The organism is Actinokineospora sp. (assembly GCF_052390155.1).
Classification (GTDB): domain Bacteria; phylum Actinomycetota; class Actinomycetes; order Mycobacteriales; family Pseudonocardiaceae; genus Actinokineospora.
In genome coordinates, this window is sequence record NZ_JBQTHF010000022.1 from 45397 (window position 1) to 57618 (window position 12222).

11 protein-coding genes and 1 pseudogene are annotated in these 12222 nt (G+C 71.9%); 7 read left to right on the top strand and 5 right to left on the bottom strand.

The annotated features are described in order from the left end of the window. The first annotated feature begins 50 nt into the window (after nt 1–50). The 3 genes from ACT4N7_RS08345 to ACT4N7_RS08355 all read left to right on the top strand — a co-directional run bounded on the left by ACT4N7_RS08345 (nt 51) and on the right by ACT4N7_RS08355 (nt 2945). The gene (locus tag ACT4N7_RS08345) at nt 51–1601 is read left to right on the top strand and encodes a deoxyguanosinetriphosphate triphosphohydrolase family protein (RefSeq protein WP_444828032.1); all 1551 of its coding nucleotides are present in this window, start codon (nt 51–53) and stop codon (nt 1599–1601) included. A 33-nt stretch (nt 1602–1634) separates the two neighbouring features. Beyond that, nucleotides 1635–2306 (top strand): acVLRF1 family peptidyl-tRNA hydrolase, encoded by a 672-nt coding sequence (locus ACT4N7_RS08350; protein ID WP_444828033.1) that lies wholly within the window; start codon nt 1635–1637, stop codon nt 2304–2306. Between the two features lie 363 nt (nt 2307–2669). Next, complete coding sequence (locus tag ACT4N7_RS08355; RefSeq protein WP_444828034.1) at nt 2670–2945, top strand: hypothetical protein; 276 nt, start codon at nt 2670–2672, stop codon at nt 2943–2945. Between the two features lie 211 nt (nt 2946–3156). Here the strand turns inward: ACT4N7_RS08355 and ACT4N7_RS08360 are convergent, their stop codons facing one another. Next, the gene (locus ACT4N7_RS08360; protein WP_444828035.1) at nt 3157–3927 is read right to left on the bottom strand and encodes an SDR family oxidoreductase; all 771 of its coding nucleotides are present in this window, start codon (nt 3925–3927) and stop codon (nt 3157–3159) included. Between the two features lie 175 nt (nt 3928–4102). On the opposite strand from ACT4N7_RS08360, the gene ACT4N7_RS08365 reads away from it, so the two are divergent. Then, nucleotides 4103–5731: an ABC-F family ATP-binding cassette domain-containing protein gene (locus ACT4N7_RS08365; RefSeq protein WP_444828036.1), complete on the top strand. Its 1629-nt coding sequence runs from the start codon at nt 4103–4105 to the stop codon at nt 5729–5731. A gap of 186 nt (nt 5732–5917) precedes the next feature. Then, complete coding sequence (locus tag ACT4N7_RS08370; protein WP_444828037.1) at nt 5918–6127, top strand: helix-turn-helix domain-containing protein; 210 nt, start codon at nt 5918–5920, stop codon at nt 6125–6127. A 15-nt stretch (nt 6128–6142) separates the two neighbouring features. Here the strand turns inward: ACT4N7_RS08370 and ACT4N7_RS08375 are convergent, their stop codons facing one another. Next, entirely contained in the window at nt 6143–7435 is a 1293-nt protein-coding gene (locus ACT4N7_RS08375) for a glycosyltransferase 87 family protein (RefSeq protein WP_444828038.1), read from the bottom strand. Between the two features lie 153 nt (nt 7436–7588). On the opposite strand from ACT4N7_RS08375, the gene ACT4N7_RS08380 reads away from it, so the two are divergent. Next, nucleotides 7589–9427, top strand: a complete 1839-nt coding sequence (locus ACT4N7_RS08380) for an ABC transporter ATP-binding protein (RefSeq protein ID WP_444828039.1) — start codon at nt 7589–7591, stop codon at nt 9425–9427. On the opposite strand, the gene ACT4N7_RS08385 is transcribed toward ACT4N7_RS08380, so the two are convergent. The 3 genes from ACT4N7_RS08385 to ACT4N7_RS08395 form a co-directional block, all read right to left on the bottom strand. After that, complete coding sequence (locus ACT4N7_RS08385; protein ID WP_444828040.1) at nt 9424–9747, bottom strand: hypothetical protein; 324 nt, start codon at nt 9745–9747, stop codon at nt 9424–9426. The two genes, ACT4N7_RS08380 and ACT4N7_RS08385, sit on opposite strands and share 4 nt — an antisense overlap. A gap of 100 nt (nt 9748–9847) precedes the next feature. Beyond that, on the bottom strand, nt 9848–10573 hold the full coding sequence (locus ACT4N7_RS08390) for a sugar isomerase domain-containing protein (RefSeq protein ID WP_444828041.1): 726 nt from the start codon (nt 10571–10573) through the stop codon (nt 9848–9850). A gap of 35 nt (nt 10574–10608) precedes the next feature. Beyond that, a complete protein-coding gene (locus ACT4N7_RS08395; RefSeq protein ID WP_444828042.1) occupies nt 10609–11169 on the bottom strand; it encodes a nucleotidyltransferase family protein in 561 nt (186 codons plus the stop codon). A gap of 98 nt (nt 11170–11267) precedes the next feature. Here ACT4N7_RS08395 and ACT4N7_RS08400 point away from each other — a divergent pair. Further along, a pseudogene (locus tag ACT4N7_RS08400) lies at nt 11268–12155 on the top strand (IS982 family transposase); the annotation flags it as partial. Between the last annotated feature and the right edge of the window lie 67 nt (nt 12156–12222).

Genomic DNA, 12222 nt, shown 5'->3' on the forward strand with positions numbered 1-12222 from the left:
CCACCACGCGCGCCCCATCGCGGGTCCCTCCAGGGCCTACTCTCCAGTCCATGTTCGACCACCTCGATGAGCGCGAGTCCCGTCGCGACGCGGCCGCCGGGCCCGCCGACCTCGCCGCCAGCCCGTTCCGTGGCGACCGCGACCGCATCGTCGCCTCGCCGTTCTTCGCGCGGCTCGGCGGTGTCACCCAGGTGGTCAGCGCCAGCGGCTCGGGCCTGCTGCACAACCGGCTCACGCACAGCCTCAAGGTCGCCCAGGTGGGCCGCGCCATCGCGGAGCGCCTGGTGTCCGACCCGGACCTGGCGCGGCTGCTGGACAAGCTGGGCGGCTGCGACCCGGACGTGGTCGAGGCCGCCGCCGTCGCCCACGACCTTGGCCACCCGCCGTTCGGGCACCTCGGCGAGCAGGTGCTCGACCGGCTCGCGCGGCACCGGTTCAGCCTGCCCGACGGCTTCGAGGGCAACGCGCAGAGCTTCCGCATCGTCACCACCACCGACACCCGCGGCCCGCGCGCGGCCGGGCTCGACCTCACCGCCGCCGTGCGCGCCGCGATGCTCAAGTACCCGTGGACGCGGCTGTCGCACCCGGCGCCGCACCCGCGCGCGCTGCCCGACCCGCCGCGCGGCGCGGGTGAGCCGAAGGAGGCGCCGGGCACCGGGTCGAGCAAGTTCTCCGCGTACGTCACCGAACTCGACGACCTGTTCCAGTGCCGCGCGCCGTTCGCGGGCCGCGTCGCCGAGTGGCAGCAGACCGTCGAGGCGTCGGTGATGGACAACGCCGACGACATCGCCTACGCCATCCACGACCTGGAGGACTTCCACCGCATCGGCGTGCTGCAGCACGCGCCGGTGTCGGCCGAGCTCGGCCAGTGGGAGTCCGACCGAGCCGAATTCGCGGCCGAGTCCGAACTCGGCGCGTATCGACGCAGGCCGGGACAGTCGCTGGAGGTGCTCCGCAGGCGCCTGCACGCCCGCGACTCCTGGATCTTCGACGACGACGCGTTCGTCGCCGCGGTGTCGCGGGTGCGCGCCGAACTCGTCGACGACCTGCTGTCGGCGCCGTTCGACGGCTCGGTGGCCGCCGAGCAGGCGTTCGGCCGGTTCTCCGCGGGCTGGACCGCGCGGCTGGTCGCGGGCGTGCACGTGGTGCCCGACCCGCCGACCCGCTCCGGGCACGTGTTGCTCGGCCGCGAGCAGTGGCACGAGGTGCAGGTCCTCAAGTTCGTGCACCGCCGGTTCGTGTTGCTGCGCCCTGATCTCGCCCTCTACCAGCGCGGGCAGGCGCGGCTGCTCACGTCGCTGGTGGAGGCGCTGGACCAGTGGCTCGCCGACCGGTTCGAGGCCGACCGGCTGCCGCGCAGACTGCACGACCTGGTGGAACTTGCCGTCGAGGAGTACGGGTGTCTGGCCAAGAACAGGCCGGACACGCTCATCGGGGCCACGGGTGACGGGCCGGAGGGTTCCGCCGGGGTGCTCGCCCTTGCCCGCGGCCGCGCTGTGATCGACTTCGTCGCTTCACTGACCGACGGCCAAGCCGCGTCCCTGCTGGAGGCCCTGTCCGGCCGCACAGGCCAGTTCTGGTCGGACGCCTTCGTGCTCTGACGCGCTCGGGCGGGGTCCGCGTAGCGTGCGGACATGGGCAAAGCGCGGACGGTCGCGGGCGGCGGGCGGGCCGTCGAGGTGCCGCCGGAGCGGCTGGCGGGCTGGTTCGACCGGTTCGCCGCGCGGCACGGCGGCGTCGTGCGGACCGTGGTCGCCGCCGATTCCGTGCTGGTCGAAGCCGTCGACGGGGCCACGGCGACCACGACGGTGCCGTTCGCCCCGCTGGCCGCCGAGCCGGGGGAGCGGGTCGGGCTGGACGTGACCGCGCTGGCCGACCACCTCGCCGCGCCGCGCCGGGTCGGGCTGCTGCTGGTGCGTCTCGGCGGGCACAGCCTGGGTGTCGCGGAGGCGGGCAAGGTCGTGCTCTCCCGCACCGATCGCCACCTGGTCCACGGCCGCAGCGCCGCGGGCGGCTGGTCGCAACAGCGTTTCGCCCGGCGGCGCGAAGGCCAAGCCCGGCAGGCGCTGGAAGCCGCCGCCCGCGACGTCGCCGACGTGCTCGGCACCCGCGTCGCCGATCTCGACGCCGTCGTCCTCGGCGGCGACCAGCGCGCACTGGACACCCTGCGCGCCGACCGGGGTCTCGCCTCGGTGTTCGCCTTGGCCGAGCCACGCGTGCTCGACGTGCCCGAACCACGCCGCACCGTGCTCGACGACGCCGCGGCGCGCGCTTTCTCGGTCGAGATCGTCGTTCGCGATCCCTGACTCCCAGCTTGCGCACAGCGGGCTCACAGACTCGGGGCGCACAGTCGGGTCATGAGTGACACACCAGTGCCCGGCGACCGCCCGCAGCCGACACAACCGCTGCCCGACGGCGACCAGACAGCTCACGCCGCGGCAGCCCAGCCCGATCCCGCCCACTCGGACCCCGGGGTCGCTCAATCTGATCCCGCTGCCGCCCACTCGAACCGGGGGGAGGCCCAGCCTGATCCCGCGGCCGCGCAAGCAGTTCCCCCGGCGGCCCAGCCGACCCCGGCGGCGGCCCAGTCCGCGCCACCAGGGTCGACCGGCGCCACAGCCGGGACAGTGCGATCAGGACCTCCGGCGGGAGGAAAATCACGGCGCACGGTGAGTCTGCTGGTGGCCGCCCTTGTCGGCGCGGGCCTACTGGTCGGCGGCGGTGTAGCCGGTTACTTCATCGGCGACGCGGGCGACGGCAGACCCGGCCACGCCCGCTACGAGCAGGGCCCGCGCGGTGGCCCACTGATGGACCGCGGCGGCCCCGGCGGCCGACTCGACCGCGGCCCCCGACCCCCGCGCCGCGCCATTCCACAGTCCCCACCGTCGACCTCGCCAACCTCGACCACCCAGCCGACCACGACCCAACCGACCACCACCGGCTGAGCCGACCACCGCCTTGTCGGCCACCCCGAAGTTGTCCACATCCCCCCGAACCATCCACAGAATTTCCCGCACCCCCCGCCCCGACCCCATCGCCGATAGACTGGAGCAGGGCCGACCCCCCGAGGTGGGTGGGGGTCTGCGCGGCGGTGGTTTGAGCGGGCTGAGCGGGTTGAGTAGGCGCGGGTTGAGCGCTGGCCTCGCGGGAACTGGCTCAGCCGAGGGTGCCGGTGGCCAGCAGGCCGCCGTCTATCCGCACCGTCTCACCGGTGATCCAGCTCGCCCCGTCCGACACCAGGAACGCCACCAGACGCGCGACGTCCTCCGGGTTGCCGAGGCGCTTCATCGGGTAGGCGTTGGCCGCCTCCGACTCCCGGTCGGTGTAGAGCGCCTCCGCGAAGCGGGTCTTCACCACCGCCGGGGCGACGGCGTTGACCCGGATGCCGGGGCCGAGCTGCCACGCCAGTTCCTCCGTCAGCCGGATCAGCGCCGCCTTGCTCGCCCCGTACGCGGCGATCACCCCCGACGACCGCAGGCCCGCGACCGACGCGATGTTGACCACCGCGCCGCCGTGTTCGGCCATCCACGCCTTGAACGCGAGCTGCACGAAACCCAGCGCCGCCACCACGTTCGTGTCGAAGATCTTGCGCACGCCTGCCAGGTCGGCGTCCATCAGCGACCCGTAGACCGGGTTGATCCCGGTGTTGTTGACCAGGATGTCGAGCCCGCCAAGTTCGGCCACCGTGCGCTCGACAACCGCGGCCCGGTCGTCGTCGGAGCCGGTGTTCGCCGCGACGGCGAGGACGCGCGCGCCCGGTACGGCGGCGCGGATCTCCGCGGCGGCGGCGTCGAGCGCGTCCTGCTTGCGGGCCGAGATCGTCACGGCCGCGCCGCCGCGGGCCAGTTCGGTGGCGATGGCCAGGCCGATGCCCCGGCTGGCGCCGGTGACGAGGGCGGTCTTTCCGGCGTACTCGGCTGAAGTCATGGGCGGCACTCTAGCTAAGCGCACGCTTAGTTTCGAGTGCGGGCGACGGGTACCGCCGCCGATTGCGTAGACTGGGCGCGTGGTCTTCATCGACTGATGCGCAGGCGGGCTCGCGAGTCACGGCACGCGAGCGGATGACCCCTGCCCACGACCACGCGATCGACGGAGCCTCCACTTGATCACCGCCACTGACCTCGAACTGCGCGCGGGCTCGCGCATCCTGCTCTCCGACACCGCGCTGCGCGTGCAGGCAGGCGACCGGATCGGCCTGGTCGGCCGCAACGGCGCGGGCAAGACGACCACCCTGCGCGTGCTCGCGGGCGAGGGCGAGCCCTACGCGGGTGAGCTGCGCCGCACCGGCGAGCTGGGCTACCTGCCGCAGGACCCGCGTGAGGGCGACCTCTCGGTCACCGCCAAAGACCGGGTGCTCTCCGCGCGCGGCCTCGACGAGCTGCTGCGCGAGATGGAGAAGGCGCAGACGGCGATGGCCGAGCACGTCGACGCGGCCAAGCGGGACGTCGCGGTGCGCAAGTACGGCCGCCTGGAGGAGCGCTTCGCCGACCTCGGGGGCTACGCCGCCGAGAGCGAGGCCGCGCGCATCTGCGCCAACCTCGGCCTGGCCGACCGCGTGCTGCTGCAGCCGCTGCGCACCCTGTCCGGCGGCCAGCGCCGCCGGGTCGAGCTGGCGCGCATCCTGTTCGCCGCCTCCGAGGCGGGCATCGGTGGCGGCGCGGGCACGATCCTGCTGCTCGACGAGCCCACCAACCACCTCGACGCCGACTCGATCACCTGGCTGCGCAGCTTCCTCAAGGGCCACACCGGCGGCCTCATCGTCATCAGCCACGACGTCGAGCTGCTGGCCGACGTGGTCAACAAGGTCTGGTTCCTCGACGCCATGCGCGCCGAGGTCGACCTGTACAACATGGGCTGGCAGCGCTACCTCGACGCCCGCGCGGCCGACGAGAAGCGGCGCAGGCGCGAGCGAGCCAACGCCGAGAAGAAGGCGTCGACGCTGATGGCGCAGGCCGACAAAATGCGCGCCAAGGCCACCAAGGCGGTCGCCGCGCAGAACATGATCAAGCGCGCCGAGAAGCTGGTCGCCGGCCTGGACGAGGTGCGCCAGTCGGACAAGGTCGCCAAGATCCGGTTCCCCGAGCCCGCCCCCTGCGGCAAGACCCCGCTGACAGCCGAGGGGCTGAGCAAGTCCTACGGCTCGCTGGAGATCTTCAGCGGCGTCGACCTGGCCATCGACAAGGGCTCGCGGGTCGTGATCCTCGGTCTCAACGGCGCGGGCAAGACCACGCTGCTGCGCCTGCTCGGCGGCATGGAGAAGGCCGATTCCGGCAGCGTCGTGCCCGGCCACGGGCTGCGGCTGGGCTACTACGCCCAGGAGCACGAGACCCTCGATCACGCGGCCAGCGTGTGGACCAACGTGCGGCACGCCGCGCCGGACACCCCCGAGCAGCAGTTGCGGTCGCTGCTGGGCACGTTCCTGTTCGCGGGCGAGCAACTCGACCAGCTCGCGGGCACGCTGTCCGGTGGCGAGAAGACGCGGCTCGCGTTGGCGGGTCTGGTGTCCAGCGCGGCCAACGTGCTGCTGCTCGACGAGCCCACCAACAACCTCGACCCGGCCAGCCGCGAACAGGTGCTCGACGCGCTGCGCCGCTACAGCGGGGCGGTCGTGCTCGTCACGCACGACCCCGGCGCGGTCGAGGCACTGGAACCCGAGCGGGTGATCCTTCTCCCAGACGGCACCGAGGATCACTGGTCCGCCGAGTACCTGGAACTCGTTCAGCTCGCGTGAAATGGGGCGTTTTCCAGGGATCTTGTATTCAAAGATCACGCTCAGTCCCGAGACCGGTATCTGGTGTGAGCGGGGGAGTTCCGCACCTTTTTCCCATCTCGTCTGGCATTCCGCGCCACCGTGTTCGATCATTGCGGCGGTAGGGGTCATCCGTGGCCCCGCCACTCGCGACGGAAGGCGGACAACGTGGCTGACCTCAAGAAAGGCGCGCGGATCACCGGTGCCACGCGCGACAAGCTTGCCACCGACTTGAAGAAGAAGTACGAGAAGGGCGCCAGCATCCGTGCGCTCGCGGAAAGCACTGGGCGTTCCTATGGATTCGTCCACCGAGTCCTCTCGGAGTCCGGTGTCGCCCTGCGCGGACGGGGTGGGGCGACACGGACCAAGAAGAAGTAGCGGCGCTTGCCCGCCTCAGGGCGAGGGCGGTGGCTCCGGTGCGGTGCCGACATCGGAACCGATCACCGGTCGCGATCCGGTGATCGCACCGGAATCCGGTGTGCCGCTCTCGCTTTCGGGTCGTCGGTCCGCCTCCGCGAAGGCGAGCGCGGCGCCCAGCAAAGCCACGGGATAGACCAGGTAACCCCACCGCGTCGCGGGTGCGAGCGTGATCGCCGCGCCCAGCCCCGTCGCGATGCGCACCGTCGCGGTCGCGGCCGTGCGCGGCGGTCGCAGCACCAGCCAGGCCGTCACCGCGACCGCCGCCAGCGCCAGCAGGATCAGCGCGACGGTGTGTCCGAGCGGGCCGATGCTCGCGATCAGGTGTCCTGGCAACGGACTCGACGCGGGTGAACTCGCCTGGCCCAGCCCGATCGGGAACTTGACCACGTGCTCGACGAAGGCCGCCGGGTCGGCGGCCAGCACCGGCACGACGATCACCGCGCCCACGGCCACCAGCGTGCCGAGGAACACCGCGACGGCGCGACCGCCGCGCCACGCCAGAATCCCGATGCCCAGCACGACGGCGGCGGGCACCGCGGTCAGCTTCATGGTGACCATCACCGCGCAGACGGTGCCTGTCCACAGGGGACCCGCGCGGTAGGCGAGCGCCGCCGCGAGGACGATCAGCGCGAGCACGGCGAGATCGTCGCCCGCGACGGTGAACGTCAGCGCGGTCAGCGGGCTCACCGCGGCCAGGTGCGCGGCCCGCACCGGGATCACCGGCCTGCCGAGCACCCGCCACGCCGCCCACACCGCCGCGCAGGCGCCCAGCAGGAACATCACCCGCGAGTCGGTCAGCGGATGGTCGCCGAGCAGCGCGCGCGGCATGCCGAACACCGTCATCGCCGGGCCGTAGGGCGTGTAGTCGTCGGGGTGCGGCGCGCGGCCGAGCGTCGCCAGGTCGAGATACGGGGTGCCGTCGGCGAACAGCAGGCGCGCGGACCGCTCGATCACCCACACCTCGGGCTGCGCCGGGAACGACCACGGCCACGGCCCCCACACGAACCCGGGCGACCGCTTGAACACCAGGAACAGCAGCGGCGCGACAGTGCCCAGCGCACCCGCGACACCGACCGGCAGCCACCGTGATCCCGCGCCGCGCACCATCAGCCGCAGCGTGAGCGCCGCCGCGGCCAGGTAGCCCGCGCTCGCGAAGTTGCCCCAGACGCGGTAGCCGTAGAACTCCGAGGCGAACGCGGTGAGCAGTGCGAACACCGCGCTGCCCGCGTAGAGCGCGAGGTCGAGCCGCACCGGTTCCCGCCGCATCGCCCCGCCTTCCCATGGCTCCCCGGCCGCAGGCTACCGAGCGCGGGTGTCGGGCGCGCACGGCGGCGTGGGAAGTTCTGGCAGGCGCGCGGCGTTGTACGGGAGTTGGCTCGACGTCAGGGGACTGGAATGGATGGCAATTCGCACCGAGTCATGGCGCGTGCGATGCGGGCGGGCGACGCGCCCAAGGGCTTGGCCAAGGGCACGGTGCGCCGGGTGTTCGCGTTCAGCCGACCGCACCGGGCACGGCTGGTGGTGTTCCTGCTGCTCACCGTGGTGTCCTCGGTCCTCGCGGTCACCTCGCCGCTGCTCGCGGGCCAGGTGGTCAACGCGATCGTCAGCGGCGGTGAGGTGTCCGTGGTGATCTGGCTCGCGCTGGCGATCGCGGGCCTCGCGGTGGTCGGCGCGGCGCTGGGGGTCGCCGAGCGCTGGCAGTCGACCCGGATCGGCGAGGGCCTGATCTACGACCTGCGCCGCGCCGTGTTCGAGCACGTGCAGCGGATGCCGGTGGCGTTCTTCACCCGCACCCGCACGGGCGCGCTGGTGAGCAGGCTCAACAACGACGTCATGGGCGCCCAGCGGGCGTTCACCTCGACGCTGGCGGGCCTGGTCACCAACGTGATCCAGTTGGTGCTCTCGCTCGCGGTGATGCTGACCCTGTCGTGGCAGATCACGCTGTTGGCGCTGGTCATGCTGCCGGTCTTCGTGCTGCCCGCGCGCCGCATGGGCAGGCGGATGGCCGACCTGCAGCGCGAAGCGTCCACGTTGAACGCCTCGATGACCAACCAGATGACCGAGCGGTTCTCCGCGCCCGGCGCCACCCTGGTCAAGCTGTTCGGCCGCCCGCACGCCGAGGCCGACGAGTTCGGCGAGCGCGCGGGCCGGGTACGCGACATCGGCGTCCGCTCCGCGATGGCCACCCGCTGGTTCATGACGAGCCTGCAGTTGGTGTCCGCGCTGGCACAGGCGCTGGTCTACGGCCTCGGCGGCTACCTCGCGCTCAAGGGCGACCTCGCGCCCGGCACGGTCGTGGCACTGGCCCTGCTGCTGACCAGGCTCTACTCGCCGCTGACCGCGCTGGCCAGCGTCCGGGTCGACGTGATGACCGCGCTGGTGTCGTTCGAGCGGGTCTTCGAGGTGCTCGACCTGCCGCCGATGATCACCGAGAAGCCGTCCCCGCGCACGGTGCCCCCTGGCGCGGTCTCCGTGGAGTTCGAGGACGTCCGGTTCGGCTATCCCGCGCCGGACAAGGTGTCGCTGGCGTCGCTGGAGGAGGTCGCCGTGCTCGACCAGCGCGGCGGCCAGGAAGTGCTGCACGGCGTGTCGTTCCGCGCCGAGCCCGGTCGGATGATCGCGCTGGTCGGCTCGTCCGGCGCGGGCAAGTCGACCATCGCCGCCCTGGTGCCCCGGCTCTACGACGTCGAATCCGGTGCCGTGCGACTGTCTGGAGTGGACGTCCGAGACCTCTCGTTCGACGCGCTGCGCGACACCGTCGGCGTGGTGACCCAGGACGGCCACCTGTTCCACGACACCATCCGCGCGAACCTCGCCTACGCCCGCCCCGCGGCCACCGACGACGAGATCCGCGAATCGCTGACCCGCGCCCGGCTCGGCGCGCTGATCGACTCATTGCCCGAGGGGCTGGACACGGTGGTGGGGGAGCGCGGCTACCGGCTCTCGGGCGGCGAACGCCAGCGGCTGACCATCGCCCGGCTGCTGCTCGCCCAACCCCGCGTGGTGATCCTCGACGAGGCCACCGCCCACCTGGACTCCGAGTCGGAGGTGGCCGTACAGGAAGCCCTGGCCGACGCGCTGTCCGGGCGGACCGCGCTGGTGATCGCCCACCGGCTCTCGACCATCCGCGCGGCCGATCAGATCCTGGTGGTCGAGGACGGCCGCATCGTCGAACGCGGCACCCACGACGAACTGTTGGCCGCCGCCGGGCGGTACGCCGACCTCTACCGAACCCAGTTCGCGGAGGCCGCCGCCTAGCGACCCGACCGGGTCCGGTCGGTCTCGCGGGCGATGCGCAGGTCGACCTCGTGCTCGTCCGGGCAGCGGGTGGCGTCGACCGGACAGACGAACTGCGCCTCCGATCGCCACTGCGGGCGAAGCGCGGTGACCTCCTCGACACACATCGTGCAGACCACTTCGGCGGCGGGATTGATCTCCGTGCACTCGGTGCCGCAGAGCGCCACCTGCCAGGACGCGTCGCGGCAGCAGACCAGGTGCACCGTTTCGTCCGGCTTCGCGACCAGCCGGAACTCGCCTGCCGTCATAGCGTCGGAACGGGTCTGGGAGGTGGTGTCCACACGGCACAGGGTACGGTCGGGGTAGTCGCCGAACCACGGAATTTCCTAGATCCAGCCCTCGTTCCAGGTGATCCGGGCGGCGTCGTGGCGGGTGGGGCCCTCAGCCGAGTTGGGGGACCCGGTCGCCGTACTTCGCCAGCAGGGCGGCGTTCGCCGCGTCGCCACCGTCCATATTGGAGCTGCGCCAGAGCGGGAGCGTGGTGCCCTCGGTCGCGGCCTTGTCGTGCACCCGGGCCAGGACCTGGTTCCACAGGTAGGCGTTGCTCAACGTCGACAGCGACGCCGTCACCGGGGCCGACGCCGGGTAGCTCACGTCTCCCGGACCGGTCAGGGTGTCCAGCACGACCGTCGCGTTCACCGCGAGGGTCGTGCCCGCGCGCCGGGGCGCCCCGGCCGTGGTCGCCGGGGACGTCACCGCCACCACGGGGCAGCCCGCCCGCATCGCCGTCACGGCCAGCTCCACCGGGTAGTGGTTGATGCCCGAGTTGGAGAACACGAACAGCACCTCGTGGCCGGAGAGCCGCAGCAGGCTGAACACCGACCCGGCCAGGCCGGGGCGCCGCTCGGCCGCGGTGGCCCGGCGGGCGCCGCCGAAGACCTGGAGTTCCTCGGTGAACAGCGGCCGCACGCAGGCCAGGCCGCCGGCGCGGAAGAACGTCTCGGCGACCGCGGCGAGCGAGTGACCCGCCCCGGCGGTCAGCACCAGGCCGTCGGCGCGGACGCACGCGAGCACCAGGTCGGCGACGTCGTCGAGGGCCTCGGCGTTGTGCCTGCCCACCTCGGCGAGATGGGTCAGGACCTGGTCGCCGTAGGCGTCTTCGGGCATCGGTGCCTCCTGTGGGCGGGTCTCGTGTGGTCGGGTCACCGCAAGTCCTCCGGTCGGTCGGCGTCGGCGCCGTCCGCGACGTCCTCGCAGGGCACGGCGGCGACCGGGTGCCGGGCGAGATAGGGCCGGGCCCCGGTGTCGCCGTCGGCCAGTTCGGCGACGCCCGCCCAGTGCGCGCGGCCGATCAGGACCGGGTGGCCCGGCACGCCGTCGTAGGTGGCGCGGGCGAGCACGTCGGGGGCGGTCCGCTCGGCCAGCCTGCGGATGGCCGCGGCGGTCACGCCCGGGGTGTCCACGGTCAGCACGACCACGGCGTCGGCCGGGTCCAGCGCGGCCAGCCCGACCCGCAGCGAGGAACCCATGCCCGAGGCCCAGTCCGGGTTCTCCACCACCAGCCCGGGCAGCGCCACCCGGGCACGCACCTCGTCGGCACCCGCGCCGAGGACCACCACCAGCGGGTCGCAGCCGCCCGCGGCCAGCGTCGCGAGCGCGTGCTCGACCAGCAGCCCGCCGCGGTAGGGCACCAGGGCCTTCGGCATGCCGAACCGCCTGCCCCCGCCCGCGGCCAGGAGCAGCCCCGCCACACCACCAGTCACGCCGCAGAGCCTAGTGCGCACTAGATGAGTGATTCCGTGAAGATCATGTGAGGCGGGCCGGTGTCACCGCGTAGGCGGAGGGTGTTCATGATCAATCTGTGACGAATAACCTGAACACCCTCCTGGCCGCACTCTACGTGTTCGTCGATGACCACGTTGTGCCGCCCCGGGAGGGGCGCGGTCGACGACCTGAGCTGACTGATAGTGAGCTCATCTGTCTCGTCGTGGCGCAGGCGCTACTCGGATATGACTCGCAACGGCGATGGATCCGGCATATCCACACCGACCCGCGATGGCGGGCGATGTTCCCCTGTCTGCCGAAACAATCCGGCTACCACAAGCGCGCGAAGGCTGTGGAACCTCTGTTACGTAAGGCGATCGTCGCGCTGGCCGTGTGTTGCCCGTCCTGGTTCGACGACATGTGGATCACCGATGCCACGCCGGTGCCATGCGGTATGTCCCGGGAAACGGTGAAACGCTCAGACCTGGCCGGACACGCCAACTACGGCTACTGTGCGTCACATTCCCGATGGTATTGGGGACTCAAGCTGTACCTGGTGTGCGCCGGCGACGGCATACCCGTCATGTGGTGCCTGGCCGACCCGAAGATCGGGGAACGCGAGGTACTCGCCGCCCTGCTCCACGACCAGCACCACCTGATCCGTGACGGCCAAATCCTGTTGGCGGACAAAGGTTTCTCCGGCAAAGACTTCAAAGAACTCACCGAGGCGATGGGAGTGAACCTGCTACGCCCGGACCGCAAGGACGAGACCTACCGCAACGGCAGCCTCGGCGGCGTCCGGCAGCGCATCGAGTCGGTCAACCAAACACTGAAAGGCCAACTCGGGCTCGAACGACACGGCGGACGCACCCCCGCCGGAGTGTTCAGCCGCGTCGCCCAACGCCTGCTGGCCATGGCCGCAGCCATCTGGCACAACTGGAACACCGGCGTGACCAGCCAACGCTCAATGAACGCCTACGACCACTGCTGCGCCATGAGGCGCCGCGCTGTATCCCCGATCCAGTTGGGAGGAATTTGGAGGGACATTCCTG

Excerpts from the sequence above, each read along its gene's own strand:
- ACT4N7_RS08360 (WP_444828035.1), bottom strand. The coding sequence starts at position 3,927 with ATGACTTCAGCCGAGTACGCCGGAAAGACCGCCCTCGTCACCGGCGCC.
- ACT4N7_RS08380 (WP_444828039.1), top strand. The coding sequence starts at position 7,589 with ATGGCGCGTGCGATGCGGGCGGGCGACGCGCCCAAGGGCTTGGCCAAG.
- ACT4N7_RS08375 (WP_444828038.1), bottom strand. The coding sequence starts at position 7,435 with ATGCGGCGGGAACCGGTGCGGCTCGACCTCGCGCTCTACGCGGGCAGC.
- ACT4N7_RS08345 (WP_444828032.1), top strand. The coding sequence starts at position 51 with ATGTTCGACCACCTCGATGAGCGCGAGTCCCGTCGCGACGCGGCCGCC.
- ACT4N7_RS08350 (WP_444828033.1), top strand. The coding sequence starts at position 1,635 with ATGGGCAAAGCGCGGACGGTCGCGGGCGGCGGGCGGGCCGTCGAGGTG.
- ACT4N7_RS08390 (WP_444828041.1), bottom strand. The coding sequence starts at position 10,573 with ATGCCCGAAGACGCCTACGGCGACCAGGTCCTGACCCATCTCGCCGAG.